General features: G+C 64.4%; 34 protein-coding genes and 1 riboswitch. Of the genes, 8 read left to right on the top strand and 26 right to left on the bottom strand.

Annotated elements, in window-relative coordinates; all coding sequences use genetic code 11:
- Positions 1-37: 37 nt before the first annotated feature.
- Positions 38-667, bottom strand: a complete 630-nt coding sequence (locus Q0030_RS09810) for a DUF2865 domain-containing protein (protein WP_298366589.1) — start codon at positions 665-667, stop codon at positions 38-40.
- A 25-nt stretch (positions 668-692) separates the two neighbouring features.
- Positions 693-1,523: a L,D-transpeptidase gene (locus tag Q0030_RS09805; RefSeq protein ID WP_298365945.1), complete on the bottom strand. Its 831-nt coding sequence runs from the start codon at positions 1,521-1,523 to the stop codon at positions 693-695.
- Positions 1,524-1,732: 209 nt separating this feature from the next.
- Here Q0030_RS09805 and Q0030_RS09800 point away from each other — a divergent pair, with 209 nt between their 5' ends.
- The 3 genes from Q0030_RS09800 (at position 1,733) to Q0030_RS09790 (ending at position 3,861) form a co-directional block, all read left to right on the top strand.
- Entirely contained in the window at positions 1,733-2,845 is a 1,113-nt protein-coding gene (locus tag Q0030_RS09800) for an AI-2E family transporter (RefSeq protein ID WP_298365943.1), read from the top strand.
- 76 nt (positions 2,846-2,921) lie between these two features.
- Entirely contained in the window at positions 2,922-3,293 is a 372-nt protein-coding gene (locus Q0030_RS09795; RefSeq protein ID WP_166210958.1) for a DUF883 family protein, read from the top strand.
- Positions 3,294-3,411: 118 nt separating this feature from the next.
- Positions 3,412-3,861: a hypothetical protein gene (locus tag Q0030_RS09790; RefSeq protein ID WP_298365937.1), complete on the top strand. Its 450-nt coding sequence runs from the start codon at positions 3,412-3,414 to the stop codon at positions 3,859-3,861.
- A 138-nt stretch (positions 3,862-3,999) separates the two neighbouring features.
- Here the strand turns inward: Q0030_RS09790 and Q0030_RS09785 are convergent, their stop codons facing one another.
- From Q0030_RS09785 to Q0030_RS09740, 10 genes are all read right to left on the bottom strand, one after another.
- On the bottom strand, positions 4,000-4,392 hold the full coding sequence (locus Q0030_RS09785) for a hypothetical protein (protein WP_298365933.1): 393 nt from the start codon (positions 4,390-4,392) through the stop codon (positions 4,000-4,002).
- Positions 4,393-4,733: 341 nt separating this feature from the next.
- The gene (locus Q0030_RS09780; RefSeq protein WP_298365930.1) at positions 4,734-4,907 is read right to left on the bottom strand and encodes a hypothetical protein; all 174 of its coding nucleotides are present in this window, start codon (positions 4,905-4,907) and stop codon (positions 4,734-4,736) included.
- 139 nt (positions 4,908-5,046) lie between these two features.
- Positions 5,047-5,226 carry a hypothetical protein gene (locus Q0030_RS09775; protein ID WP_298365928.1) on the bottom strand — a complete coding sequence of 60 codons (180 nt, stop codon included), beginning with the start codon at positions 5,224-5,226 and terminating at the stop codon, positions 5,047-5,049.
- Positions 5,227-5,308: 82 nt separating this feature from the next.
- Positions 5,309-6,235: a DMT family transporter gene (locus Q0030_RS09770; RefSeq protein ID WP_298365926.1), complete on the bottom strand. Its 927-nt coding sequence runs from the start codon at positions 6,233-6,235 to the stop codon at positions 5,309-5,311.
- 75 nt (positions 6,236-6,310) lie between these two features.
- Positions 6,311-6,991 carry a transglutaminase family protein gene (locus Q0030_RS09765; protein WP_298365923.1) on the bottom strand — a complete coding sequence of 227 codons (681 nt, stop codon included), beginning with the start codon at positions 6,989-6,991 and terminating at the stop codon, positions 6,311-6,313.
- Between the two features lie 71 nt (positions 6,992-7,062).
- Positions 7,063-7,284, bottom strand: a complete 222-nt coding sequence (locus Q0030_RS09760; protein WP_097673775.1) for a hypothetical protein — start codon at positions 7,282-7,284, stop codon at positions 7,063-7,065.
- A gap of 170 nt (positions 7,285-7,454) precedes the next feature.
- The gene (crcB, locus tag Q0030_RS09755) at positions 7,455-7,841 is read right to left on the bottom strand and encodes a fluoride efflux transporter CrcB (RefSeq protein WP_076860855.1); all 387 of its coding nucleotides are present in this window, start codon (positions 7,839-7,841) and stop codon (positions 7,455-7,457) included.
- Positions 7,838-8,011 carry a hypothetical protein gene (locus Q0030_RS09750; RefSeq protein ID WP_298365920.1) on the bottom strand — a complete coding sequence of 58 codons (174 nt, stop codon included), beginning with the start codon at positions 8,009-8,011 and terminating at the stop codon, positions 7,838-7,840. Before Q0030_RS09750 ends, crcB begins: the two co-directional genes overlap by 4 nt.
- A 70-nt stretch (positions 8,012-8,081) precedes the next feature.
- Positions 8,082-8,142, bottom strand: a riboswitch (Fluoride riboswitch).
- A 57-nt stretch (positions 8,143-8,199) separates the two neighbouring features.
- The gene (locus Q0030_RS09745; RefSeq protein ID WP_298365919.1) at positions 8,200-8,394 is read right to left on the bottom strand and encodes a hypothetical protein; all 195 of its coding nucleotides are present in this window, start codon (positions 8,392-8,394) and stop codon (positions 8,200-8,202) included.
- The gene (locus Q0030_RS09740) at positions 8,360-8,536 is read right to left on the bottom strand and encodes a hypothetical protein (protein ID WP_171947849.1); all 177 of its coding nucleotides are present in this window, start codon (positions 8,534-8,536) and stop codon (positions 8,360-8,362) included. The genes Q0030_RS09745 and Q0030_RS09740 overlap by 35 nt, the downstream gene beginning before the upstream one ends.
- Positions 8,537-8,716: 180 nt before the next feature.
- Between Q0030_RS09740 and Q0030_RS09735 the strand changes: the two genes are divergently transcribed.
- Entirely contained in the window at positions 8,717-8,959 is a 243-nt protein-coding gene (locus tag Q0030_RS09735; protein ID WP_298365917.1) for a hypothetical protein, read from the top strand.
- 26 nt (positions 8,960-8,985) lie between these two features.
- Here Q0030_RS09735 and Q0030_RS09730 read toward each other — a convergent pair whose 3' ends face one another.
- The 3 genes from Q0030_RS09730 to Q0030_RS09720 form a co-directional block, all read right to left on the bottom strand.
- Complete coding sequence (locus Q0030_RS09730; RefSeq protein WP_173643732.1) at positions 8,986-9,126, bottom strand: hypothetical protein; 141 nt, start codon at positions 9,124-9,126, stop codon at positions 8,986-8,988.
- A gap of 60 nt (positions 9,127-9,186) precedes the next feature.
- Positions 9,187-10,068 carry a DMT family transporter gene (locus tag Q0030_RS09725; protein ID WP_298365916.1) on the bottom strand — a complete coding sequence of 294 codons (882 nt, stop codon included), beginning with the start codon at positions 10,066-10,068 and terminating at the stop codon, positions 9,187-9,189.
- A 293-nt stretch (positions 10,069-10,361) separates the two neighbouring features.
- Positions 10,362-11,174, bottom strand: a complete 813-nt coding sequence (locus Q0030_RS09720; RefSeq protein ID WP_016847263.1) for a response regulator — start codon at positions 11,172-11,174, stop codon at positions 10,362-10,364.
- A gap of 266 nt (positions 11,175-11,440) precedes the next feature.
- Here Q0030_RS09720 and Q0030_RS09715 point away from each other — a divergent pair, with 266 nt between their 5' ends.
- Together Q0030_RS09715 and Q0030_RS09710 are read left to right on the top strand one after the other, a co-directional pair.
- Positions 11,441-11,644, top strand: a complete 204-nt coding sequence (locus Q0030_RS09715) for a NepR family anti-sigma factor (protein ID WP_018269610.1) — start codon at positions 11,441-11,443, stop codon at positions 11,642-11,644.
- Entirely contained in the window at positions 11,644-12,192 is a 549-nt protein-coding gene (locus Q0030_RS09710; protein ID WP_016847265.1) for a sigma-70 family RNA polymerase sigma factor, read from the top strand. Before Q0030_RS09715 ends, Q0030_RS09710 begins: the two co-directional genes overlap by 1 nt.
- Positions 12,193-12,204: 12 nt before the next feature.
- On the opposite strand, the gene Q0030_RS09705 is transcribed toward Q0030_RS09710, so the two are convergent.
- Both Q0030_RS09705 and Q0030_RS09700 read right to left on the bottom strand, forming a co-directional pair.
- On the bottom strand, positions 12,205-12,330 hold the full coding sequence (locus Q0030_RS09705) for a hypothetical protein (protein ID WP_298365912.1): 126 nt from the start codon (positions 12,328-12,330) through the stop codon (positions 12,205-12,207).
- 101 nt (positions 12,331-12,431) lie between these two features.
- On the bottom strand, positions 12,432-15,341 hold the full coding sequence (locus tag Q0030_RS09700) for an EAL domain-containing protein (protein ID WP_298365910.1): 2,910 nt from the start codon (positions 15,339-15,341) through the stop codon (positions 12,432-12,434).
- A gap of 215 nt (positions 15,342-15,556) precedes the next feature.
- Here Q0030_RS09700 and Q0030_RS09695 point away from each other — a divergent pair, with 215 nt between their 5' ends.
- On the top strand, positions 15,557-15,922 hold the full coding sequence (locus Q0030_RS09695) for a methylamine utilization protein (RefSeq protein WP_298365908.1): 366 nt from the start codon (positions 15,557-15,559) through the stop codon (positions 15,920-15,922).
- 21 nt (positions 15,923-15,943) lie between these two features.
- Here Q0030_RS09695 and Q0030_RS09690 read toward each other — a convergent pair whose 3' ends face one another.
- Complete coding sequence (locus Q0030_RS09690) at positions 15,944-16,927, bottom strand: hypothetical protein (protein WP_298365906.1); 984 nt, start codon at positions 16,925-16,927, stop codon at positions 15,944-15,946.
- A gap of 316 nt (positions 16,928-17,243) precedes the next feature.
- Between Q0030_RS09690 and Q0030_RS09685 the strand changes: the two genes are divergently transcribed.
- Positions 17,244-17,405 (top strand): hypothetical protein, encoded by a 162-nt coding sequence (locus Q0030_RS09685; RefSeq protein ID WP_298365904.1) that lies wholly within the window; start codon positions 17,244-17,246, stop codon positions 17,403-17,405.
- A 30-nt stretch (positions 17,406-17,435) separates the two neighbouring features.
- Here the strand turns inward: Q0030_RS09685 and Q0030_RS09680 are convergent, their stop codons facing one another.
- From Q0030_RS09680 to ureC, 8 genes are all read right to left on the bottom strand, one after another.
- Positions 17,436-18,464, bottom strand: a complete 1,029-nt coding sequence (locus tag Q0030_RS09680) for a cytochrome c peroxidase (protein ID WP_298365902.1) — start codon at positions 18,462-18,464, stop codon at positions 17,436-17,438.
- A 187-nt stretch (positions 18,465-18,651) separates the two neighbouring features.
- On the bottom strand, positions 18,652-20,313 hold the full coding sequence (locus Q0030_RS09675) for an HWE histidine kinase domain-containing protein (RefSeq protein WP_298365900.1): 1,662 nt from the start codon (positions 20,311-20,313) through the stop codon (positions 18,652-18,654).
- Positions 20,314-20,656: 343 nt separating this feature from the next.
- Positions 20,657-21,304 (bottom strand): urease accessory protein UreG, encoded by a 648-nt coding sequence (gene ureG / locus Q0030_RS09670; RefSeq protein ID WP_298365897.1) that lies wholly within the window; start codon positions 21,302-21,304, stop codon positions 20,657-20,659.
- 162 nt (positions 21,305-21,466) lie between these two features.
- Positions 21,467-22,204 (bottom strand): urease accessory protein UreF, encoded by a 738-nt coding sequence (locus tag Q0030_RS09665; RefSeq protein WP_298366587.1) that lies wholly within the window; start codon positions 22,202-22,204, stop codon positions 21,467-21,469.
- Complete coding sequence (ureE, locus tag Q0030_RS09660) at positions 22,185-22,817, bottom strand: urease accessory protein UreE (protein ID WP_298365896.1); 633 nt, start codon at positions 22,815-22,817, stop codon at positions 22,185-22,187. Before ureE ends, Q0030_RS09665 begins: the two co-directional genes overlap by 20 nt.
- 8 nt (positions 22,818-22,825) lie before the next feature.
- Positions 22,826-23,125 (bottom strand): putative quinol monooxygenase, encoded by a 300-nt coding sequence (locus tag Q0030_RS09655; protein ID WP_298365894.1) that lies wholly within the window; start codon positions 23,123-23,125, stop codon positions 22,826-22,828.
- A gap of 24 nt (positions 23,126-23,149) precedes the next feature.
- The gene (locus tag Q0030_RS09650) at positions 23,150-23,449 is read right to left on the bottom strand and encodes a putative quinol monooxygenase (RefSeq protein ID WP_024581875.1); all 300 of its coding nucleotides are present in this window, start codon (positions 23,447-23,449) and stop codon (positions 23,150-23,152) included.
- Positions 23,450-23,498: 49 nt separating this feature from the next.
- Positions 23,499-25,214, bottom strand: coding sequence for an urease subunit alpha (gene ureC, locus Q0030_RS09645; RefSeq protein WP_298365891.1), 1,716 nt, complete (start codon positions 25,212-25,214; stop codon positions 23,499-23,501).

Below are 25,214 nucleotides of genomic sequence, written 5' to 3'. Positions count from 1 at the left end.
CCAAGGAACCGAAGCGGCCGATCTCGCGTGAGCGACGCTATTCGCGCGCCAGCACCGGCGCGCGCTGATACTTGGCGCGGATGCGATCCGGCGCCGGCGTGAAGTTGAGAGATGCGCCGCGCCGGTCTGCGCGGCCGACCGACATCAACCCATCCTTGCCGGCGACGATGTCGCCCTTGCGCAAGGTCGGATCGTCCTCGATCTTCACCGCGGCGAGCCCGACAGGGTCCTTGCCGTTGCAAGTGCAGCCCGAAACGATCTCGTCGCGATAACGGAATGCATTCGGCAGCTCGGAATAGGGCTTGCCGTCCTCCGTCGCGGCGTTGTCGATGTTGCCGCCATAAACCACTTCGGTCGCACTCGCCGGGCAGAAGCTGTTGCAGCTCTCCGCCTTGCTCTGGTTGCCGGTCGCAGCCAGCGGGAAATAACGGCCGTCGCAGGTGCGCACGCAATAGGCCTGGCCGACATCATAGCGCGCGCGCCGCTCGGCCCGCGGCACTGGCGCCGGGCCATCATCGAACGGCATCCGGATCACCGGCGGACGGCCCTGCATGAAGCCGCCGAACAGCTGCGAGAAGAAATCCTGAGCTTGCGCAGCGGGCGCAAGGGACAGGCCAAGCAATGCCGCCGTCCCGAACGCCAACCGCCTGGAATATCGCTTCACCATCACCGACCCCTCGCTACAACACTCCTCAGTACAACGGGGAAGTCGCCGGGATGTTCATCGCCTGACGGCCGGACGGCAGCGTCATCACCGCGGGGCGCGGCTGCATCGGCGCCGGCCGGACCGAGATCTGCGTCGTGCTCGGGCCGAGTTCGCGTGCGGCAAGATGCGGCGCGTTCTTCGGCAGCACCACCACCCTGGTCCCGACATCGACCCGGCTGAACAGGTCGGAGACGTCTTCATTGGTCAGGCGGATGCAGCCCGACGACACGAACTTGCCGATCGTCGACGGATCGTTGGTGCCATGGATGCGGTACTCGCTGGAGCCGAGATACATCGCGCGGGCACCAAGCGGGTTGCCCGGGCCACCGGCCATGAAGCGCGGCAGATAGGGCTGGCGCTTGATCATCTCGGCCGGCGGATGCCAGTCCGGCCACTCGGCCTTGCGGCTGATGGTCTGGGTGCCCGCCCAGGTGAATCCTTCGCGGCCGACGCCGACGCCGTAGCGGATCGCCCGGCCGCCGCCGAGCACGTAATAGAGCGTGGTGTTGCCGGTATCGATGATGACGGTGCCGGGCGCCTCTGTTGTGTTGAGCGCGACGGTGGTGCGGCGCAGCCGCTCCGGCAGCGCGCCGTCCTCGCTGGCCCCGGCCGAAGGATCGTTCATCACCTCGTCGGAGGGGAAAGCACCCGGCTGGGTGGACGCATAGCCGAGCGCAGACGAGCGGACTTGAGCGCTGACTTGGGCGCTGGCCGAATTGGCGATAATGAATGGCGTCGCGAGCAGGACGCTGGCGAAGGCAAAGGTGCGCACGGCGCGCGACGCAAGCCGGCGGCTGGAGAGAGACTGCTGTGTCATGTGCTGCCCCTGGACGGGATGCGCATCATGGTGATGCGATGCCCAACCAACGCGCGTGACCATCAGACAGTTCCGTTGCGAATCGTCGTGAAGCCGCGATTGTCAACCCGGCGCGTCTCACGAGAGCGCGATGGAACCTTTGCCGGGCAATGCCGTTGTCACGCGCAATTTGATGCGAAATTCATTTGTCCCCATTCGGGAGGAGTCTGGTGCGCGCCTTTCCGGGTGAACGTATGCTTGGCAACGCGCCCGAAGGCACGCCCCTCCCCGACAGCAAAGCTGAAACGCCGCCGGTGATCAGCCGCGCCGAGGTCGTCGCCTTCGCGCTGGTCGCGCTGCTGGTGATTGTCATCGTCGGAGTGCTCTATCTCGCGCGCGCCGTCTTCCTTCCAATCACCATGGCCTTCATCGTCGGCACCATGCTGTCGCCGGCGGCGAGCCTGCTCGAGCGCTACCGGATCCCGCGCGCGGTCGGCGCGGTGCTGATCGTGATCGCGGTCGGCGCCGCGGTCAGCTTCATGGTCGGACTGATCGCCTCGCCTGTCATGGACTGGAGCTCACGGCTGCCCGAGCTCGGCGCCATCCTGAGGCAGAAGCTGCATGTGTTCGACCGGCCGCTCGCACTGTGGCAGGAGCTGCAGAGCATGGTCGGCGGCCCCGATACGCTGGCGACATTCCAGATGCCGAAATTCGAATGGGTGCAGCCGACGCTGGAATTCCTGTCGCCGACCTTCGCCGAATTCCTGCTGTTCATTGCCACCCTGATCCTGTTCATCGCGAGCTGGAAGGATCTGCGCCGCGCCCTGGTGATGACCTTCAGCGAACGCGCGGCGCGGCTGCGCACGCTGCGAATCCTCAACGAGCTCGAAACCCACCTCGGCAACTATCTGCTGACGGTCACCATGATCAATGCCGGCGTCGGCATCGTCACCGGTGCGATCTGCGCGGCGACGGGCATGCCCAACGCGGCCGGACTCGGCGCGCTCGCCGCGACGCTGAACTTCATTCCGATCATCGGCCCGGTCGCGATGTTCGTGGTGCTGGTTGCGGTCGGCATCATCTCCTCGCCGACCATCGGCGCGGGGCTGATCGCGCCGGCGTGCTTTGCGGTCGTGACCTTCATGGAGGGACATTTCGTGACGCCGACGATCGTCGGCCGCAGGCTGTCACTGAATGCGCTCGCGGTCTTTCTCGCGCTCGCGTTCTGGACCTGGCTGTGGGGCCCGATGGGCGCCTTCCTGTCGTCGCCGCTGCTGATCGTGGCGTTGATCGTGAAGGAGCATTTGATGCCGGTCAATTCGCCGCAGCTGCCTGACGGCTAACCTCGGTTTCGCATCTGGAACCTTGCGCGATGCGAAGCGTTTTTCTCCAGACACACACGTTCTCCGGGAGCTTTCGATGTCGAGCACGGACAGCGCATTTGGGATCAAGAACATGACCGACAAAGCGACCTACGAACGCCTCGAAAAGGATGTCACTGCCGTGAAGAACGATATCGCAGCCCTCACCGAGCAGATCACAGACGCGCTCAACTCGTTTGCCAACAACGCAGGCAAGCAGGCCCGCCGCCGCTACAAGGATGCGCGCGCCAACGCGGAATCGACCCTCGACGACATGTCGGAGCGCGGCAGCGCGATGATGGGCGCGGCGCAGGATGCGGCATCCTCGATCGAGGAATCGCTGGAAGAGGTGATCACGCAGCGGCCGCTGGCGACCGTCGGCCTTGCGCTCGGCCTCGGCTTTTTGATCGGCCTCACCTGGCGGCGCTAGGTCATGCGCAAACCACCGCTCTGGACGCGATGGCAGCGCTGGCGCGCCGCCACCTCGTTTGTCGATGCGCTCTTCAAGGCAAGATTCAAAGCAGAGCTTTTCAGGACAAGGTTGGTCAATGCTTCAGCGGCTGATCGATGACGTCAAGCAATCCACCGGCAGCGCGCTGCGGCTGACATCGCTTGCGGCTGCCGCCGCGATGGCGCTGTTCGTCACCATCGCCTTCCTGTGCGCGGCGGCCTTCGTCTATGTGCTGCAGCACTACGGTCCGGTGGAGGCGTGCTTGTCCGGCGCCGCGGTGTTCCTGGTCGTCACGCTGATCGCCATTGCCGTTTACATGGTGCGCAAGCGCGAGATGCAGAGGCGTGCCGAGAAAGCGGCAAAGGCCGCGAAATCCGCCGCGGCAACAATGCTCACCGACCCTGCATTGATCGCGACCGGCCTGCAGATCGTGCGCGCCATCGGCGTGAAGCGGCTGATCCCGATTCTGGCGGTCGGCGGCCTCGCACTCGGCCTGATGGCAAGCCGCAGCGCCGCCGGCAGCAGCAAGCCGGACGAAGAGGAATAGCCCACCAACAAGCACTGCTGTCATCGCCCGGCTTGACCGGGCGATCCAGTATTCCAGAGACAGTCATTGTTGAGCCGATGGGCCGCGGCGTACTGGATCGCCCGGTCAAGCCGGGCGATGACACCGTTCAAGGGGTGCTCAGGTCACGCAGCGGCCGGGCTGCAGCAGCTTGGCCACTTCGGTCAGGACGCTGACCACGGGCTCGCAAGCCACTTTGCGGGTGTCGCCGGGCCGCGCCCGGGCGGGCGCCGCAGGGTGATTGCGAGCTTCTTCCCGCGCCACGGGAACGCGGACCAGGACCGACGTATCGGGAAGCCGATCAAGCTTCAGCGCGACGGTCCGGCTCGGCAGGGCGGCAATCGGAACCGCGGCACGATCGGTCTTGGCGGCCCGATTGACCGCGCTCTCCGGCGCCAAAGCGGTGGTGACCTGCTGCCCGCCAATGAGATCGTGGCCGGACGCCAGCTGGACCGCGCCCAGCGTCAGCCCAGCCGCCAACGCAGCGAAAATTCCCTTTTGAATATTTGACATGGTGATGTCCCTCGCCCCATGGAAATTCCCTTTGGCGATCACGGACACAACGCGAACGAAACCTGTGGGGTTCTCGCGTCCAGCCATCACTTAACCGTGTACGAAAAAATTTTGATTCGCGCGGAACGAGTCCGGGGGTCTGCGAGTCATTGGAAGAGCCGGTTATTCCCCCTGCCCCATTGACCGGCGACGTAGGGCGCGACCGTGGTGATGCCGGTCGCGCCCTGCTCTTTTTTCGGCCCTGCCGTGAACGATGCGTCAGCCGGCCTGTCACTCATCTCGCGCATTGGAAGTCACACACAAAGGACTGGTCCTTCCGCCAAACGAGAGGATCGCCCGCTTCAGGCATTGTCGTTTGATGGCATGTCCTGGGATCGAACGACCGTCACTTCACGGCATGACGGGCAACGACCGATATGAAACGTGATTTCGGTCGTCTGGTCGTCGACGAGCATCAGTTCGCTCAGGGGTTCGCCGCATTTGCAAGTGACCGGTTTCGTATCGGCAAAATACATCTGACGTCCTCCATAAGCCTGGAGATTTCGTCGCGTCATTCGGGCGAACTCACTTGCGCCGTGCTCGCCCCCCTCGCTTCCGCTCCTTCTCGGTCTGTCAGATCCGGGCAATCCGGACGATGGGAGTGGCTCCCGGCGCCTATTTCGCAGCGGATTTCTTCCGTGATTCCGCGGCTTCACGCGCCTGCCGCTCGGCTTTGAGGCGGTGGAAGTTGTCGTAGAACGCCTTCTCGTGGGCGAGGTGCTCCTTCATCGCCTGCGACGCGTCTTGCTGACGCTGCTCGTTACGGACCTTGCGCTGCTCGGGAGTAAGATTCATACGACCTCCAACTAAGCTCTTGAATCAACGTTGGATTCAACGCACGAGGCCGGAAAAGGTTCCACCCCGGAAGGAGCTGGATCTATTTGCGCAGGCTCGCCCAGACGCCGCCGAGGATCAGCAAGCCGCCAACCAGGTGGATCACCGTCGGCGGCTCGCCAAGGATGATCCAGGACAGCAGCGCGCTCGCGATTGGCGCGACATAGAGCACGAGCGACGTCCGCACCGAGCCGAACCTTGCGCCGAGCCAGGCGAAGCCGGCATAGGCGATCAGGCCCGGGACGAGACCGGCGAAGACATAGGCCTCGAACGCCCGGGCGTTGAACACCGCAGCCGGCGTCGCCCACATCTCCTGGAGCGCCGGCGGCAGCGAGCAAAGCGCGCCGGCCGCCGAGAACAGGCTGACCCGCGCCAGCAGCGAAGCACGCGGCGCGACGCGCGATTGCACCAGCGTGTAGCCGGACCAGCCGAGCATCGCGCACACCACCAGCAGATCGCCCCAGGCCGCGCTCGATTGCGTCAGCGTTTCCAGATGGCCGCCCGAGACGATCAAGAGTGCACCGGCGAGCGCCAGCGCCGTGCCGAGCCATTGCAGTGGACCGATATGCTCGATGCCGAGCCCGGCCGAGATCAGCAGCACCATGATCGGCGACAGCGCGAAGATCAGCGCGATATGGATCGCGGTGGTGGTGATACCCGCGATGTAGACCGGGCCGCCGCACAGGAACATGCCGAGAAAGCCCGCGGCGAGGATCGGCCAGAAATTCTGCGCCAGCGGGATCTTGCCGTCCCGGATCGCCGCGATCGCGAACGGCGCGAGGCCGATGGCGATGATGCTCCAGCGGAAGAAAGCCAGCGAGAACGGCGGCACCGAACCGGCAAGGCCGCGCGCCAGCACCTGGTTGGAGGCCTGGCCGACCGCGACCAGGATGAAGCCGGTCAGCGCGACCGCGTCCTCCCAGCCCGGGGCCGGGCGGCTCACCTGAGCTTTCGGCAGCTCCGCATCCATGACACCGCCCCTCAGCCGGCGCACCTACAGCCAGGATGGCTTCCGTGAGCGCACCGCGTTCGCAGCGCGCCCGCGCTATTGCTCCGCCGCCTCGCGCTCCATGTCGCGGCCGGACATGTCCTCGCCCTGCATGTTGGTGTATTCGCGCGCCATCTCGCGCATCAGGAATTTGGCGGGGACGTCGTGATAGGTGCCGTGGTCGTTGACATACTGCATGTAGGCGCGCCCCGCGCCGTCGAACGGGTGCAGCAGCGCATCCGAATGGCCGTCGAAATCGAGTGGCTTGACGCCGAGCTTGGCGCACAGCGTGTCGTTGAAGGTCGGGGTCGCCTTGCGCCAGGCGCCGTCGACGAACACTTCGGTGAAGCCGTGCCAGGTGAACAGGTCCGACCCCATGCTCTGGCGCAGCTTCTCGGTGGTGAGATGATTGCGGACATCGGCGAAGCCGACCCGGGCCGGGATGCCGTGGACCCGGCAGGCCGCGGCGTAGAGCGCCGCCTTGCCGACGCAGTAGCCATTGCCGGCGGCGAGCACGCTGGAGGCCCGGTAGCTCTCGGGCGAACGCATGCTGACATAGGGGTTGTAGCGGATGCCGTCGCGTACCGCGGTGTAGAGCCGGCTCGCTTTGTCGCGTGCGCTGGCGTCGGGTGGGACAGCAGCGCGGGCGAAGGCCTCGACGGCGGGATGGTCGCTGTCGACATATTCGCCGGGGTCGGTGTAGAGGCGGCTGATCGTATCGGGGAGATGCTCGGTCATGGCACGAGCTTAACAAGCCATCGACGCAGTTCAATGCAGCAAGTGCAACCCGTCTTGCAGACCTGCTGCGCTTAGTTCTCGAAGTGTTCGTCCAACCGCGGCGGCGGGTAGCTGCGCCGCTTCGCCTTGAAATATTCGCGTGCGAAATGGATGCCGATCCCGATCAGGAACGGCGGGGCGAGCGCGGCGGCGATCATCAGCGCGGTGATCGACTTCGGCGTCAGGATGTCCAGCACCATCGACGCCAGCAGCCACAACGTGGCAGCAATCACCGCGACGTCGACATGCTTCATTCCCCAGTCTCTCCCTTGGTCCCTGACCTCGATCCGGGTTCCATCCTACCGGCTGGTCCCGGGCGCGCCAAGGATTCCGGCGGCAGGCGATACCTCCAGCCCTTCACTTTTTTGGAACGGCGCCCGCGCGGACCGGACGCGAACCCGCACACCGGCCGCGATTCCACCGGCTAGGCCGCGAACGCCCGCACCAGCAGCAGGCCGCCGAACAGCGCGAGGATCGACAGCGCAACGGAGGCTGCGATGTAGGCGCCGGCCGACCATAGCTCGCCCCGCTGCATCAGCACGATCGCATCAAGCGAAAAGGTCGAGAAGGTGGTGAAGCCGCCGCAGATGCCCACGGTGAGAAACACCCGCACCGCCTGGCTGACATTCCAGCTCAGCGCGAAGGACTCCGCGAAGACGCCGATCAGGAACGAGCCCACGATATTGATCACTAGCGTGCCCCAGGGAAATTCGGTGCCGACCAGGCGCCCTGCGCCGATCGCCACCAGATAGCGCGCGACCGATCCCAGCGAACCGCCGATTGCGACCGCCGCCAACAATTGAACGTTCAATGCTCCACCTTTCCGGCTCGCCACTCGGCAAAACCCGCCAGCAACCCAACAACGAAGGTCGCGGCGACCAGCTCGCCCGGGGCGCCGACCAGCAAGGCGACGACACCGACGAGCCAGATCGACCCGACCAGCGACAATGCGATTGAGAGTGACCCAGGAAGACCCGTCATGCTCTGCCCCTTCTCATTCGCGGGGCACGCTGCGGATCGGCGGTGGCGCATGCTCCTACCGACGCTGTCGCGCCCGGTAGGAGTCATCAGCCTTGCGGCGGTTATCGGGGGACTCCATCCCCATCAACGCAGGGATGGTAGGCGCGCCCAGCGGCGGGAGCAAGTGGGCATCCCGCGCCGGTGTTGGCTCATTCGCTCATCGACAGCATCGCGTTCAGCTCGACGGCGGTCCGCAGCTGTTCGATCCGCGCGGCAATCTGTTGGCGCTTGACGCCGCGCGGCAATTCCGCGAGCTGGCGCTCGAGCCGCGCCCGGTGTTCGTCGAGCCGCTGCTCGAACGTGTGGGGCTCAGATCGCTTCCGCTTCTGAATCGTCTTCTGCATCACTCACCCTTGGCGGTTGAAGACCGGGACTGTTGGCCCAGCGGTCCAGTTGATCGATCACCCGTGCGTGGCTCGGGCGCCGCGGTTCCGGCGCTTCCGGCTCCTCGGATAGCTTGCGGGGCAGCTTGACGTGGTTGGTCATGGCGTCACTCCCGCAACATAACGCGAAAGGCAGCCGGACCGTTCCTCTAATTTTTCTAGTAAGTCATTGATATAATTTGATAAACTTGCTCAATCGGTGTTTTTGTCTCAATCTGTGGAACCCGCCGCGACTTGGCTCGTTTAGCAAAATACTCAACTAACTAATTCTGGGCGATTTGCGATGAATGAGCTTCGCGCTGAACGTCTTCAAGTCATGCTCTCTCCTGAAGAATTATCGGCTCTCGACGATTTCCGCTTCAAGCACCGCATGCCGACCCGTGCCGCGGCGGTCCGCGAGCTGCTCAGGCTCGGTCTGGCCGGCAACGGCGTCGATGGAGGCGCGGGGGTGAAGTCGAGCGAGTATGGGGTGTTTAACCGGGGGCCGGATGGCCACACCCAAGGCGACGCGCCGCAGGAGGAGTGACGGCGCGTTGGCGCTGGTGCGGCGGTTCAGCCGGCGACGAACAGGTCCACGACCGCTTTCAGCGTGCAGACCACGAGCGCCGAGGTAAACATCGCCGTTCCGAGATCTGCGAGATAAAGCAGTTGCGCCTTCTGCTCCGCATCAAGCCGCGCGATCGCCTTGCGCATGGCTAAGCTCCCTTTTCAGGAGAACGCGGCTCGTGCACGTCGGTTCCCTCGACCGGCAACTCATGCCCGCTGCAGCGCCAGCGTCACGCCGCCGAGCGTCAGCGCCATCGCGCCGATCTCACGCAGGCCCAGGGGCTCGCCGAGAATGATCGCGGCCGAAATCACGCCGATGACCGGCACCAGCAGCATGCCGGTCGACGCCGATGTCGGCGGCAGGCGGCGCAGCGTCTCGAACCAGGTGAGATAGCAGATGCCCATCGGCATCAGCGTCATATAGGCGAAGCAGCCGAGGCCGAACGGCGTGATCGCGGCATAATTCGGGTGCTCGAACAGAACGCCGAGCAGCAGCATCACGAGACAGCCGATGCCGACCTGCCAGGCGACCACCGCGAGCGGCGGCATCGGCAGCGGCTTGCGGTTCAGCACGTTGCCGAGCGCGAACAGGATGGCGCAGGCGAGCGCCAGCGCTATACCAGTGAGCTTGTCGGCGCTGAACGCAAAGCCGTTGCCGCCGAGCAGGAGCGCGACACCGGCGACGCCGAGCACCAGCGCCGCCAGATCCCGCAGCGTCGGGCGGCTGTGCAGCACCGGCCAGGCGAACAGCATCGCCCAGATCGGCATGGTGTAGGCGAGGAGCGCGCCCTCGCCGACCGTGACGAATTTCATCGCGATGGTGCCGAAGCCCATCCAGGCGAAGACATTGGTGAACGAAGCGAACAACAGCCGCGGGACCGCCTCGCGCGGCACCGCAAGCGACTGGCCGCGGGCCAGCGCCAGCGTGCCCAGGATCACCGCCGCGCAGGTCCCAGCCAACCCGCGGGCGAACAGCGGCGGCCATTGCTGCAGCAGCAGCTTCATCAGCGGCCAGTTCAGGGCCCAGCCGAAGGCCGTCACCACCAGGCAGCGAAAGCCGATCGTTCGGTCGCGTTGCGTCGTATCCATGGGGCGCGCTTAGCAGGCGGAGGCAGCCGATTCCACTTCGCAGCGCGCATGCCGCATCAGCGCGGCTGGAGGCGGAGGCCGTGATCGCAGCGCTCGCCAGCCGCGTGAAGCAGTTCGACATTGCGGGCCCCTTTGCCTTCCGCGACAGCTCGGGCCTGCGGGCGCTCAGCACGATGCCGGTCCGCGTCGTCAGCAAGTAGCTTGGCGCACCACGCTCGGGAGCCTTCCTCACAAAAAACCGGCGTACCTCTCGGTACGCCGGCTTGCATTTTGCCCTCTTGCGTAAACTCAGCTCATGCCGATGCCGCACGCGGCGTGCGGTTGCGCGAGTTGCGCTGGAAAAACAGCGCCTGGCTCGCCACCGCCGACACCATCGCCGGCTGGAACGGCTTCGAGATCAGGAACGCCGGCTCCGGCCGCTCGCCGGTCAGGAAGCGCTCGGGATAGGCCGTGATGAACACCACCGGCACCTCGAAGGTGCGCAGCAGCTCATTCACCGCATCGAGGCCGGACGAGCCGTCGGCGAGCTGGATGTCGGCGAGGATCAGGCCGGGCTTCTTGTTCTTGGCGAGCGCCACCGCATCGGAATGCGTGCGCGCAACGCCGATGACGTTGTGGCCGAGATTCTTCACCAAGCTCTCGAGGTCCATGGCGATGAAGGTCTCGTCCTCGATGATCAGGACATCGGTGGCGATCTCGGCGGCCATCTCGCGACCGGCGGCATCGGTCAGCTTGCGCGTCTCGGCAATGTCGGTGCCGAGAATGTAGCCGACCTCCTCCTCCGAGAAGCCTTCCAACGACAGCAGCAGGAAAGCCTGCCGAGGCAGCGGCGTGATGTTGGAGAGCCGGCGCTCCGGCGGCAGCGAGAGCGTCGCCACGTCGGCATTGTCGTTGTTGTTCACCGATACCGAATTCCAGATCTGGGTGAACAGCCGAAACAGGCCGGCGCGCGGGCCGTGCGTCTGGTCCAGCAACGATCCGTCCTGCAACAGGGCCTCGAGCATGGCCCCGACATAGGCGTCCCCGGACGCCTGGTTTCCGGTCAGTGCGCGCGCATAACGGCGCAGCAGCGGAAGGTGTTCGGCAACGATCTGCGATCGGGACATTCCCACTCCATCCTGTTCTTAGGCCAACCGGCCTGAAACCCGTACTCTGGGGCGGCGTACCATTTTTTGGGGCAACCCCGGTTCCCCTGCATGCCCGACTACGCGCGAGCGCCGGAAAAGTTCCACGAAATAGTTCCAGCGTTCCGGAACTTTCTGCGCAACTTTGCATTAGCTCCTGACCGACGAGGCAACGCGGCCAGCCTCTTTTTTCGAGGAATCGACTTGAGAATCAGAGACTTAACTCCCGGGGAAGCGTGGATCAGATCATGAAGGAAGTAAAGAAGCAGGGCGGTCTCAACGCCGAGATTCAATCGAGAATCGGCCACCAGCTTCGCGCCATGTACGACGACGTGGTGCGGCAGGGGGTGCCCGACCGCTTTGCGGAGCTGATCCGCAAACTCGACGGACCCGAGGCTGCCGCGGCGGCCGTCGCCGGGGGCGATACTGACAAGAACAATGGAGGGGACTAATGCCTCTCACGAATGAACTTCGCGACGACATCCTGGCGTCGGTCCCGAGCCTGCGCGCGTTCGCGATCTCGCTGTCCGGTAATGGTGATCGCGCCGACGATCTGGTGCAGGAGACCCTGCTGCGCGCGATCGCCAATATCGACTCATTCCAGCCCGGCTCGAACCTGCCCGCGTGGTTGTTCACCATCCTGCGCAACCTGTTTCGCTCCGACTACCGGAAGCGGCGGCGCGAGGTGGAAGACGCCGAAGGCAATTATGCCAAGACGCTGAAGAGCCAGCCGTCGCAGGCAGCGCATCTGGAGTTCGAGGAATTCCGCGCGGCGCTCGAAAAGCTGCCGCAGGACCAGCGCGAAGCGTTGATCCTGGTTGGTGCCTCCGGCTTCTCCTACGAGGATGCCGCGGCGATCTGCGGCTGCGCGGTCGGCACCATCAAGAGCCGCGTCAACCGCGCGCGATCGAAGCTCTCCGCACTGCTCTATGTCGACAGCGCCGAGGATTTCGGCCCCGACAACACCGTGCGCGCCGTCATTGGCGGCAATGGTGGATAGACAGGCGCGATGCTAGAATGGAAGGGCGGCCCGCTGGGCCGCCTTTTTCATTCGGCGATCGTCGATCACGGTATCGCGCAGCATGACCAGGAAGACGTTTGAAGCCACCATCGTCCTGGAGAGGAGCGCCTGCTTCATACCGGTGACGTTCGATCCGAAGGTTGTTTTCGGGAAGATTCGCGCTCCGGCTCGCGTCACGCTGAACGGCTAGACCGCCGCGTTGCGCGACGGTCGCACCATCAGCCCGCCATCGCCTGCTGGACGGCAGCCGGCTTGAAGCCGTTTCTCAATTCGAGGATCTTGCCCGCGATCTCGGTCACCGGGACCGGATGACTGAACAGGAAGCCTTGGGCCTCGTTGCAGCCCTCGGCCCGCATGTGGTCCAGCTGCTCGACGGTCTCGATGCCCTCGGCGATCGTGGTCATGCCGAGGCTTCTGCCAAGGCTGATGACGGCGCGCACGATCGACTTCGATCCATGCGTCGCGGTCGCGTCGCGCACGAAGGATTTGTCGATCTTGAGCTTGTCGAACGGGAAACTGCGCAGATAGCTCAGCGACGAATAGCCGGTGCCGAAATCGTCCAGCGCGATGCGCAGCCCCAGCGCCTTCAGCTTGTGCAGCGTCGCAAGCGTCTCGCTACTGTTTGCCAGGAAGACGGACTCGGTGATTTCGAGCTCCAGCCGGCGCGGCGACAATTTTGACGCCGCCAGCGCGTCGACGGCGACGTCGATGAAATCGGGATCACGGAACTGGACCGCGGAGACGTTGACCGCGAGCTTCATCTCGCTGGGCCAGGTGACGGCTTGCTCGCAGGCGCGATTGAGCACCCATTCTCCCAAAGGGCCGATCAGTCCGATCTCTTCGGCGATCGGGATGAACTGGTCCGGCGCCACCAGCCCACGCTTCGGGTGATGCCAGCGCAGCAGCGCCTCGAAGCCGCAGATGCGGTCGAGATGGAGATCGTAAAGCGGCTGGTAGTACAGCGAGAACTCGTCCTTGACCATCGCCTCGCGGAGATCGAGTTCGATCGCCCGGCGCCGCTGCAGGCTGGCGTCCATCGCAGGCTCGAAGAAGCGCCAGGTGCCCCGGCCTTCCATCTTGGCGCGATACAGAGCGACGTCGGCGTTCTTCAGGAGCTTCTCGCCGGTGGTGCCGTCGCCCGGCGACATCGAGATGCCGACGCTGCATCCGACCACGACGCGATGCCCGTTCAGCTCATAGGGAGCGCCGACGCATTCCACGATGCGGCGAGCGAGGCGCTCGGCCTCCTCGCCGCCTTGGACGCCACACTGGATAACCGCGAACTCGTCGCCGCCCAGACGCGCGACGGTATCGATCTCGCGGACGCAGGCGTTGAGGCGGTCGGCGACCGCACACAGCAATTCGTCGCCGACCGGATGTCCGAGCGTATCGTTGACCTGCTTGAAATTGTCGAGATCGAGGCAGAACACCGCGAAGCCGGATCCGCGGCCGACCTGAGCGACCGCGAGCTCGATCCGTTCCGCCAGCAACGTGCGGTTCGGCAGCCTGGTCAGGGCATCGTGCCGGGCCATGAACGCGATCTGCGACTCGGCCCGCTGCTGTTCGGTGACATCCTCGCAGGTGACGAGCCAGCCGCCGTCCGACGTCGGCCGCTGCGCGATGGCAATGATCCGTCCATCGCTGAGATGCTGCAGATAGTTGCCCTCGTGCTGGGCCATCGATCGCTCGCGTTCCGCCAGCAGGTCGGCGACGGTCCGCTCACCGTGATTGCCGGCGGCGACGCTGAGGCCGAGCACGTCCTCCATGGTCATTCCGGGAACGACGAGCTCCGGCGAAATATCGAATATCTCGCAGAACCGGCGGTTGGCGACCTGCAGTCGCGCCTCGCTGTTGTAAAGGCACAGCCCCTGCGACATGTGCGTAAGCGCCGCATCGAGCCGCAGATTGGTTTCATGCAGCTCGGCCTTCTGCTGCTTCAACGCGGAGATGTCGCTGTAGACGAGGACGACGCCGCCCTCTTGCGTCTCGCTGCGGCTGACACGCAGCCAGCGTCCGTCGGCAAGCTGCGCCTCGCTCGCGAAGCCATCGAAGTCACTGTCGGCCGGCGCCAGGCTGGGCGCATCGAGCCGATCCGACTGCAGAAGCTGCGGCGAGAGACGGATGAATTCGCTGGCGCGCGAGTTGGCCAGCGCGATCTGACCATCCGCATCGAGCAGCACGACGCCTTCGTGCGACGTTTCGAGCGCATCGGAAAGCCGCGCCTGCGCGGACCGGCGTTGCGATACCTCTTGATCGACCATCCGCCTGATGTTGTCGCGCATGGTTTCCATGGCGGTCAGCAGCGTGCCGAGTTCGTCGGTGCCACCCTTGGGGACGGTCGCGTCGAGGTCACCGCCGGCGATGCTCCGCGCGGCCCGCGATGCAATGGCGACAGGCCCGATGATCCGGCGCGCCAACAACCACGAGAACAGCGCCGACAGGAACAGCGCGACGGTCAGACCGGCGACGTTGAGCTGCAGATCCCGCTTGATCGTCGAGAGCGCCTTTTGCCGGAACAGAAAGCCGTCGCCGGCCGTATAGTTGACCAAGAGCTCGACCTGCTGGCTGACAATCTTGGAGTAGCGATCGACATCGCCGACCGTCGTCCCCGATAGCTGCGGATCAGCAGCCGAATTTCCCTCGACCGACGATCCGATCGCACGGCGATGCAGCGCCATCCAGGCGTCGGCAGCCTCCTGAACCTTGGCTGCGGCTTGCGCGGCGCGCGAGGACTGCGACCGGTCGGCGGCGATCGTCAGGTCTTCCGCGAGCGTCTTGGCGAGCTTTTCAATCTGGCTGTCGAGGCTGGCCCGGATTTCCGGATCCGTGGTCAGCAGACGCTGCGACGACGCGACCCGCATCGAGGCGAAGTCCGCACCGGCCGCGCGGGCGTAATTGATCGACATCAGGGATTCGTCGAACGTCTTGGCCACCAGATCGCCGGCATGGCGGATGCCAAGAATGGAGTATCCGCCGAGCGCGACGGCAACGGCGCTCATCGCGAGGCAGAAAATCAGGATCTGGGTGCGGATCGAACCCGTGGTCAGGGCAAGACGCGACAGGCCGCCGGTCGCGAACCGAAAGGCTGCACCGCTCTTTACCTTGAGGTTGCCTAATAGGCTATCCATACCCGCGTTTCGCCGTAGTGCTCGATGTTCAAGCTACGCGGAAACGCGCAGCGCTTTGCGGAAAAATGACTGTCTGCTCAAAATTGCTTTAGTAGTGACTGCAACTCATGCTGAAATCGTTAAGATCAGCTGGCGATAATCACTCTTACAGGTAATCCGGGACACATCATTTGCACGCTCGAGTAGCCGGTATTGGAATTCCAAGCGAGGGTCTCATGCAGTCAGGCTTGTTGCGCATCCTGCGCCTCGGCCAGTCCGTCCGCGTGCCTTTAGTGGCCGCGATTGTCACGGGAGCGCTAGCCGGCGCCGCTCTGGGTGCGGCTCCCTTCGTGATCTCGCAGAAGGATCGTGAATTCAAGCCCGCAGATATCTCGATCAAGCGCGGCGAGGTTTTACGATTCATTAACGATGATGGCGAGCTGCTTCATCACGCTTATTTGAGCACCGATACGTTCAGTTTCGACTCAGGCGACCAGCAGCCGGGCAGCAAGTTCGACGTCACCTTTTCGGTGCCCGGCGACTACACCGTGTTGTGCGGCATTCATCCGAAGATGAAGCTTGCCGTCCACGTCGCCAAATAGTCCCCCACAGGCATCAACGATCTACAGGACCGAGGTCTTGAAGATCGCGGCGTGGCCGAAATAGTAGACGAACAGCGTCAGCGACAGCGCGGCACAGAGCGCGACCGGGGCAAGCCATGGCGCGCGACGGTCGCGCGGCAGCACCTTGTTGTCGGCGAGAATCGCAAACAGCACGGCGATGATCGCCGAGTGTCCGATGGTGTCGATCTTGCCGAACTCGAAGCACGCGCTGATGAACATCCCCGTCAGCACGGCGGCGGCGCAGCGCCGGATCAGCGGCGTCCAGATCAGGGCAAAGGCGAGCGTGAACTCCACCATGCCGGCGGCGCGCATGTAGAATTCATTATCGAAGCCGAGGCTCATCCCGGCATGCTCAATCAGGAGCGGAAAGCTCCATTCCGGATAGGCCCATTTTTCGATCGAGGCCCACATCAGCGTCACCGCCGCGGCGTACCGCATCACGTCGATCGGCCGGATCCCGAACAGGTCCTTGTTCAGCCCGATCAGCGCAAAATAGGCGGCAACACCTAGAAAAATCGGGTAGTCGGCAAGATGGAAGACACCGTAGTCGCGAACGCCGATGCCGAACAGGATCGCCATCCCCACGGCCGACAGCGGCAGCGTACGCCGCGACAGCATGCCGGCGGCGATGGCGAGCTGCAGCGCGCCCACGAGCGGTGACGACGTCTTCAACTCGGGCGTCAGCAATATCCCGCCGACGGCCCAGATCGAAATGAAGAAGAACGCGCAGACTGCACGCATCATCAGTTCGGTGTGCAGCCGCAGTCTCTCGGTAATTCGGTCCAGCACGCGAATGGTCGCATCGCCCAGCGATGTCGGCTCGATCAGGCAGCCCGCAAACAGCCAGAACACGGCGACGCCGAGCAGCAGTTCAAAGTCGAGGCAGAGGACATTCTCGAGTCCGCGGGGCTGCCCGGCGACATCGTAAGCGCAAAACCATTTGACATGTGCCTCGGCACTGCGCGCGGCTGTGACGCAAAACAAAACCGCTGCAAGGCACGTGGCAAAAAAGGAGCGCACAGCCGAGCCGGCATCTCGCTCCCGCCCACTAAACATGAACCAACCGCCCACACACAGATACGCTTTAAGGACTTGTTTAACTTATATCAAATTTTACGCTTTGCGCCTGCCTCCGACATCCGCTGGTTGCATTGTGGTTAATTGCGGCAGGCAGGCCCCAACCCGTCCTTCAGTGCACCCTTTCCGGCCGGTTCCATCGAATTTTAGCTAATTCCGGCACGGGGGCTCAATTCAACTGTCGTAGTGAAACCCGGACAAATCGGATCGGGAGGCCGGTTAAATGTTCGGAGTGTTGAGCGTCGTGAGTATCGGGGTGGGGTCAGCCCTCGCCTATGTGACAAAATCATCCCCGTCGCGCACGGCCGCCCTCGAGACCTGCGCCGGCGCGTTCCTGGTCGTCGGGCTCGGCCTGCTCGGGGCCGCACTGCCGCACCTCGCCTGACGAGCCCCGGTCCTGGATCCTCTGCTGCGCTCAGCGCGGCAGTTTGGGGATCCCCGCCACCGGCGGTGCCGTGGCGGTCAGGGTTTGCAGGAAGGCGATGAGGTCCTTCTTCTCGCCCGCCGTCAGAGACAAAGGCTTGATGTCGGGCGACCGGCTCGGCCGCTCGATCCCGCCCTTGTTGTAGAGCTCGATGACATCTTCCAGCGTTGCGACCGAACCGTCGTGCATGTAGGGCGCACGCCGCGCGACATCGCGCAATGTCGGGGTCTTGAACGCATATTTCAGCTTCGCCGAGGTCGGAAAGTAACGTCCGCGCCCGATGTCGTGGCCCTTGGCGGTGCCGATATCCTGGAAGGAACCGTCGGAGAAGGACGGGCCGCTGTGGCACGACGAACAGCGTCCCTTGCCGTTGAAAAGCTCAAAGCCGCGCTGGGCCGTTGCGCTGATCGCGCTCTCGTCGCCCTTGATCCAGCGGTCGAACGGGGCCTCGCCTGCAACGATGGAGCGCTCGAAGGTCGCCAGCGACTGCTCGATCCTCGGCCGCGTGATCGCGCCGTCTCCGAACGCGTGGGCGAATGCATCGACATAGCCGGGGATCGCCGCGAGACGCGCGATCAATTCCGGCTCGGTCATGTTCAGGTTCATCGGGCTCAGGATCGGCCCGAACGCAACGGATTCGAGATCCCTAAACTTGCCGTCCCATCCCAGCGGCTCGAAGAACGCCACGTCGATCAGCGTCGGCGAGCGGATCGGCAGGCCTTTCGGATCCTCACCGATGGCGCGCGGAAGGCCGTCGGCCCATGACAGGCTTGGCTTGTGGCAGCTCGCGCAGGCATGCGTCTTGGACCGCGACAGCAGCGGATCGAAGAACAGCATCTGCCCAAGCGCGGATTTCGCCTCCGAATAGGGATTGCTGCTCGGGAAGGGAACAATGTCGGGCCGGCGATAGCTGGCACGGATTGCCGCAGGGTCACGGGGCGCCGTCGCCGGGGTCAAGGCAAGCGACAGCCCTACCGGCAAAACTGCCGCGAGCAAGGTCAGGCTGACCCAAAGCCTCATCGGGGTCCTCAGACGGTATCCTGCTCGGTATATGCCCAAGCATGTTCAACGAAGTTTTAACGCTCGGTTGCGGGCTATTACGGATGCCGGATTTCGTCACAGATGACGTGAGCGTCGTCCGGCGCGCCTGATTTCGATCAATCCGCGCAACGGCATAACGGCACAACCTGAGGCGGCTGCGGCCGCTCTACTTCTTCGCCGGACGGACCGGCGCCGAGAACTGCTCGGTGCGGTCGCGCTCGGTCATGTCGACCACGGTGTCCATCGGCGCGGTGAGCTCGTAGACATAGGAGACGTCGGTGAAGTAGCGCTTCGCGGTGCCGCCCAGCGCCTCGGGCGCGACGCGGTCGAGCAGGATCAGGCCGAAATCGCTGTCGGCCCGCCGCGTCGCCTGGCTGGTGTTGAACTCCTCCCAGCGGAAATGGAAGACCGCGTCCGCATCCTCGCCGGCGACTTCCCAGTTCGCGACGATGTGCGGATGCTTGCCGACCAGCGACAGCCCTTCGTCGGAGTGCGAGGCGAGCTCGAAGAACAGCAGCGACAGCGATTGCGCGGCGCGGGCGCTGACGGTGATGTCGGGACCGTTCACCGCGATCCGGTCGGCATGCGGAATCGCGCGCGATTCGAACAGGCCCTTCAGCTTGACGCCCTGCCACTGGCTCTCGCTGAGCAGCGTGACGACATTCGACATCGCGTGAATGCGCCCGATCAGGAGTTCGCGCGCGCCGTCGATGTCGGCGCCGTGCCGCAACGTGCGGGTCACGATCGACTGGATCACCGCGAGGATGTTCTTGACCCGATGGTTGAGCTCGTCGATGACCGCAGTCAGCCGGCGCTCGAAGCCGATCCGGACCTCGATCTCGCGGCTGAGGCGCAAATTGTTGTAGGCGACATAGCCGAACAGGCCGCACACGATGCCGGTCAGCGCGAGGCCAATCGCCGCGACGATCGTCGCGGTCTGCTGCGCACGCACCGTGGCGTTGCTCTTGGCGTAATAGTCGAGCGACCAGTCCCGGCCGCCGAACGTCACCGTGCGGACCATCGACGGCGACGGGCCGTCCTGGCGCACCGCGCGCGAGGTGACGATGCCCTGCTCGTTGGCGGTGAACTCGTCGTTGGAATCACGCGGGTCCTTCAACGCCACCGCGAACAGCGAGGAATCGTCGTTGGTCAGCATCAGCGACGACAGCTCATAGGAAAAGGTGATGAAGCCGGCCGGCTCGGACCCGCCCTCCTGGAACACCGGCGCGGCGAGCACGACCCCGACCGGGCCGTTCTGCCGCAGCAGCGGCACAGGATCCGAGGCCACGGGCTTGGCGTCCTCCATTGCCCGCGCCAGCATCGGACCGACCACCGAGTGGCGGTCGAAGGCGCGGCCCGGGATGCTCAAGGTTTCCGGATTGCGCGGCTCGACGTCCATCAGCACGTTGATCGGCTTGTCGAGCGCCTTGATGTCGAGCGCCTGGTCGTCGAAATCGCGGATCGAGGGATTGGTGAAGCCGGCAGCCTTCAGCTCCGCCTCGGCTGCCGTCAGCTCGTTCGGCTTGAGCCGCGCGATCCATGCGGCGACGACGAAATCGGTCTTGAAGGCGTAGATCGCCGAGCGCAGCGGCTGCAGCATGTTGGCCTTCACCATCGACGGCGTCCGGAACAGCCCCGAGGCCACCCGCGCCAGCAGCTCGCGCTCGGTCAAGCGGTCCTGCACCAGGCTGGCATGGACGTCGATCGCCCGCGCCAGCGCGATGCCGTCGATTGCAAGCTCCTGATCGTGCACCCGATAGGCGGCAAGACCGGAGAGGAGAACTCCGATCAGCGCAATCAATGCAACGATGAAGCCCAGTCGAACCACACGCTTACTCGGCAATCAGGGGGTGGCGAAAGGGGACGGTAGGCATCTGGCTTCTGCGGGGGCGGCGACAAATCAGGGTGCGATGAACGCCAGCCGCAAAGGAATATGGAATAGCGATCATCGGTACGCAACAGGAGCCGGTCGGCAACATTAACGACGACGCCACCCGGCGGTCTTTGGCGGCGCCAAAGGTTGCTAATCGTCAAAGTTGGCAATTGTTCCGGCGATTGCGCAGCTTTTTTGCGGCGGAGTACGCACCCCTCCCGTTCACCGTCACCCCCGCGCAAAGGCTTCGCCTTTGCGCGGGGGTGACGGGACTGGCCACTGCCACAATGATTAACGCCTAACCCGTCTTGGCCGCCTTGCCTGCGCCCTGCGACCGAAGGCCGCCCTTGGTCTCGATGAAGCTGATGATGCGGTCGAGGCCGTCGCTCTTCTTCAGATTGGTCATCACGAAGGGCCGCTCGCCGCGCATCCGCCTGGCGTCGGTGTCCATCTTCTCAAGCGACGCACCGACATGGGGCGCGAGGTCGATCTTGTTGATCACCAGAAGGTCGGATCGCGTGATGCCGGGACCGCCCTTGGAAGGGATCTTGTCGCCGGCGGCGACGTCGATGACGTAAATCGTGAGATCAGCCAATTCCGGCGAGAAGGTCGCCGCCAGATTGTCGCCGCCGGACTCGATCAGCACCAGGTCGAGATCGGGGAATTTCGCCCGCATGTCGGCGACCGCGGCAAGGTTCATCGATGCGTCCTCGCGGATCGCGGTGTGCGGACAGCCGCCGGTCTCGACGCCGGCAATGCGGTCCGGCGTCAGCGAGCCGGAGCGCACCAGAAACTCGGCGTCCCATTTGGTGTAGATGTCGTTGGTGATCGCCGCGATGTCGTAACGCTCGCGCATCGACTTGCAGAGCAGATCCATCAGCGCGGTCTTGCCGGAGCCGACCGGACCGCCGACGCCGACGCGCAACGGGCCATGAGAAGTGGGCATGAGAAGAGTGCCTCCGCTATCGTCGTCCCTGCGCAAGCAGGGACCCATAACCACCGAGTTCAGTTGCTGCAACCGTCTGGGGCCCCAGCCTCGCGCAACCACCAAAGCCGGAGGTTATGGGTCCCCGCTTTCGCGGGGACGACGCGTGGATGGTGTGGCCCATCATGACCGAAACAGCCTCGTGTATTGCGCTTCGTGGCGCAGGCTTGCGAGGTCGGCCCGGAAGGTCGCGCTGCCGAGATCGTCGAGCGAAGCTGCATTGGCCCGCGCCGCAGTCGCCGCAACGACCGGCTCGAGATCGGCCAGCACGCGCTGGCTGTCGGTCTGCCCGAGCGGGATCAGCCGGCTGCCCGCGGAAATCCAGTTCGAGAGCACGGCATGCAGGAAGGCATGCAGCGACGGCGAAAGCCGGATGCGATGCGCAGCGCTGGCGACGCCGACCGCGACCGGGTAGACGATCGGGCCGTCGCAGGCCGCAATCATCGCATCGAGGCCGGACGAATTCCAGGCCGCGCGGGCGATCTCGATGAAGGCGCGCCCCTGCGTCGTGGTCTCCAGCTGCCGCTCGCGCGACGGCACAAAGGCAGCAGCAAGCTCGGCGATCTCCTTCAGTCCGGCGTGGCCGGGTTCCGACGCCGCGCGATGGCTCTGCGCGAGAAACACGGCATCGCAAAAGCCGCTGCCGTCGGTGAGCATCGCCGCGAGCCAGCCGCGCAGCGACGCGGCATCGGTGATGTCGCCGGCCTCGACCGCCCATTCGATGCCGCTGGAATAGGCGAACGCCCCCACCGGAAAGGACGGCGACAGCCACGTCATCAACCGATACAGCGCGGCCGCCTCGTCCTCCGCCATCCCGCCGCGCACCGCAGCGGGATCAGGCTCATTTGCGGTCATGAGCATGGGAGTGGTCGTGGTGATGATGGGCATGGTCGCAATGCTCATCATGATGATGGTGGTCGTGGTCATGCGCATGATCGTGATGGTGATGGTGACCATCACCATGGTCGTGACCGTGATCGTGCGCTTCGCCATGGGCATGATCGTGCCCGGTGTGAGCATGCGCGTGCTCGTCGGCATGCGCATGCTCGGCATAGGCGCCGCCCTCGGGATCGAACGGCGCTTCGATCTCGATGACACGGGCCCCCAGCCCCTTCACCATCGCCTCGATCACGTGATCCCTGCGAATGCGCAGGCCTTTCGGCATGATCTGCGTCGGCAGATGGCGATTGCCGAGATGCCAGGCGACCCGGATCAGATGATGCGGATCGCTGCCGCGGATTTCCGCGAGCGGCTCTGGAGCAGCGACCACCTCGATGAGGCGGCCGTCCTCCAAGACCAGTGCATCGCCGCCGCGCAGCGCGACGGCGTTTTCGAGATCAAGCAGGAATTCGAGCCCGCGCGTCCCGGTCATCGCCATCCGCCGCCGGTGCCGGTCGTCGAAATCGAGCACGACGGTGTCGGCTGCCGCTTCCTTCCAGCGATGCTGTCCCAGGACTTTGGTTGCGCGGATCATCGATTGCCTCAGAGCTTCTGGACCTTGGCGTCGCTGATGATCTCGATCACCGTCGGGCCCGTCTTCATCTCGGCGGAATATTCGCGCCACACCTTCATGTGCGGCGCCTTGCTGTGCGCGGTCAGGTCGTCGCGGGTTTCCCAGCGCTCGACCACCACGTACAGATTGGGATCATTGACGCTGACATGACCCTCGTATGAGAGGCAGCCTTTCTCCTTGTGGGTCTCGGCGATGCACGCCTGGTGTCCCCGAATGAAGTCGTCCTTGTTCTCCGGCTTCATCGGCGTGGTGGCGATGACATAGATCATGTGTTTCTCCCGTTCTTGTTCTTGTTAGCGAACGTCGACCTTCTCGGGCGTGATCACCTCGATCTTCGGCGGCGCGGCCATGCACTTCACGGCGACGCGGCCGAACGTCTTCATGTGCTCGGCGGTGCGATGCGGCACCAGTGCCTCGGCGTTCTCCCACTGCTCGACGAACACCATCTTGCTGTGGTCGGTGACGCTCTCATGCAAATCGTAGGCGATGTTGCCGGGCTCCTTGCGGGTTTCCTTGATGCAGGCCGTCGCCGCCGCGATGAATTCGGCGCGGGTCTCGGGCTTGATGGTCAGCGTGGCTACGACGTAAATCACGGAAATTCCTCCCGGTTTTCTGTTCTGGCTTTGGATACCGGGACCGGTTTTAGAACATAAAGTAGCGCTGTGCCATGGGCAGCACCTCGGCCGGCGCGCAGGTCAGGAGCTCGCCGTCTGCGCGTACCTCATAGGTCTCCGGATCGACCTCGATGTTGGGCGTCGCATCATTGTGGATCATGCTCTTCTTGGAGATTTTTCCGCGGGTGTTCTGCACCGCGTAGAGCTTTTTGCTGATGCCGAGCTTCCGGGCGAGACCGCCGGTGACCGCAGCCTTCGAGGTGAACACCACCGAGGAGGCGGTCAGCGCCTTGCCGAAGGCGGCGAACATCGGTCGGTAGTGCACCGGCTGCGGTGTCGGGATCGAGGCATTGGGATCGCCCATCGGCGCCGCCACGATCGAGCCACCCTTGATGATGCAGTCCGGCTTGACGCCGAAGAACTCCGGCGACCACAGCACGAGATCGGCGAGCTTGCCCTTTTCGACTGAACCGATCAGCTTCGACACGCCATGCGCGATCGCGGGGTTGATGGTGTATTTGGCGATGTAGCGCTTGACGCGGAAATTGTCGTTGTCGTTGCCCTTGTCCTGCGGCAGCGCTCCGCGCTGTTTCTTCATCTTGTCGGCAGTCTGCCAGGTGCGGATGATCACTTCGCCAAGCCGGCCCATCGCCTGCGAGTCCGACGACATCATCGAGAGCGCGCCGAGATCGTGCAGGATGTCCTCGGCCGCGATGGTCTCCTTGCGGATCCGGCTTTCGGCGAAAGCGAGGTCCTCGGCGATCGACGGATCGAGGTGATGGCACACCATCAGCATGTCAAGATGCTCGTCGATGGTGTTGCGGGTGAACGGGCGGGTCGGGTTGGTCGAGGACGGCAGCACGTTCTTCAGGCCGGCGATTTTTATGATATCCGGCGCATGGCCGCCGCCGGCGCCCTCGGTGTGGAAGGCATGGATGGTGCGGCCCTTGAACGCCTTGACCGTATCCTCGACGAAGCCGGACTCGTTCAGCGTGTCCGAATGCAGCATCACCTGGACATCGTAATCGTCGGCAACGGAGAGACAGGTGTCGATCGCCGACGGCGTGGTGCCCCAATCCTCGTGCAGCTTCAGCGCGCAGGCGCCGCCCTTGATCATCTCGACCAGCGCCGCCGGACGCGAGGCGTTGCCCTTGCCCGAGATGCCGAGGTTGACCGGGAAGGCGTCGAACGACTGGATCATGCGCCCCATGTGCCACGGGCCCGGCGTGCAGGTGGTGGCGAAGGTGCCGTGCGAGGGGCCGGTGCCGCCCCCGAGCATCGAGGTGACGCCACTCATCAACGCGTGCTCGATCTGCTGCGGGCAGATGAAGTGGATGTGGCTGTCGAATCCGCCCGCGGTCAGGATCTTGCCCTCGCCCGCGATCACGTCGGTGCCCGGACCGATGATGATGGTGACGTTGGGCTGGATGTCTGGATTACCAGCCTTGCCGATCGCGGCGATCATCCCCTCCTTGATCGCGACGTCGGCCTTCACGATGCCCCAGTGATCGACGATCAGCGCGTTGGTGATGACGGTATCGGCCGCGCCCTGCGCGTTCGTCACCTGCGACTGCCCCATGCCGTCGCGGATCACCTTGCCGCCGCCGAACTTCACCTCCTCGCCATAGGTGGTGAAATCCTTCTCGACCTCGATGATCAAATCGGTGTCGGCGAGCCGCACCTTGTCGCCGGTTGTGGGGCCGAACATATCGGCATAGACGGAACGCTTGATCTTCACGGACAT

Origin of the sequence: uncultured Bradyrhizobium sp., from assembly GCF_947648125.1 — a bacterium.
GTDB lineage: Bacteria > Pseudomonadota > Alphaproteobacteria > Rhizobiales > Xanthobacteraceae > Bradyrhizobium.
The sequence above is the reverse complement of the archived record's forward strand: the minus strand, read 5'-3'. Positions and strand labels throughout refer to the sequence as shown.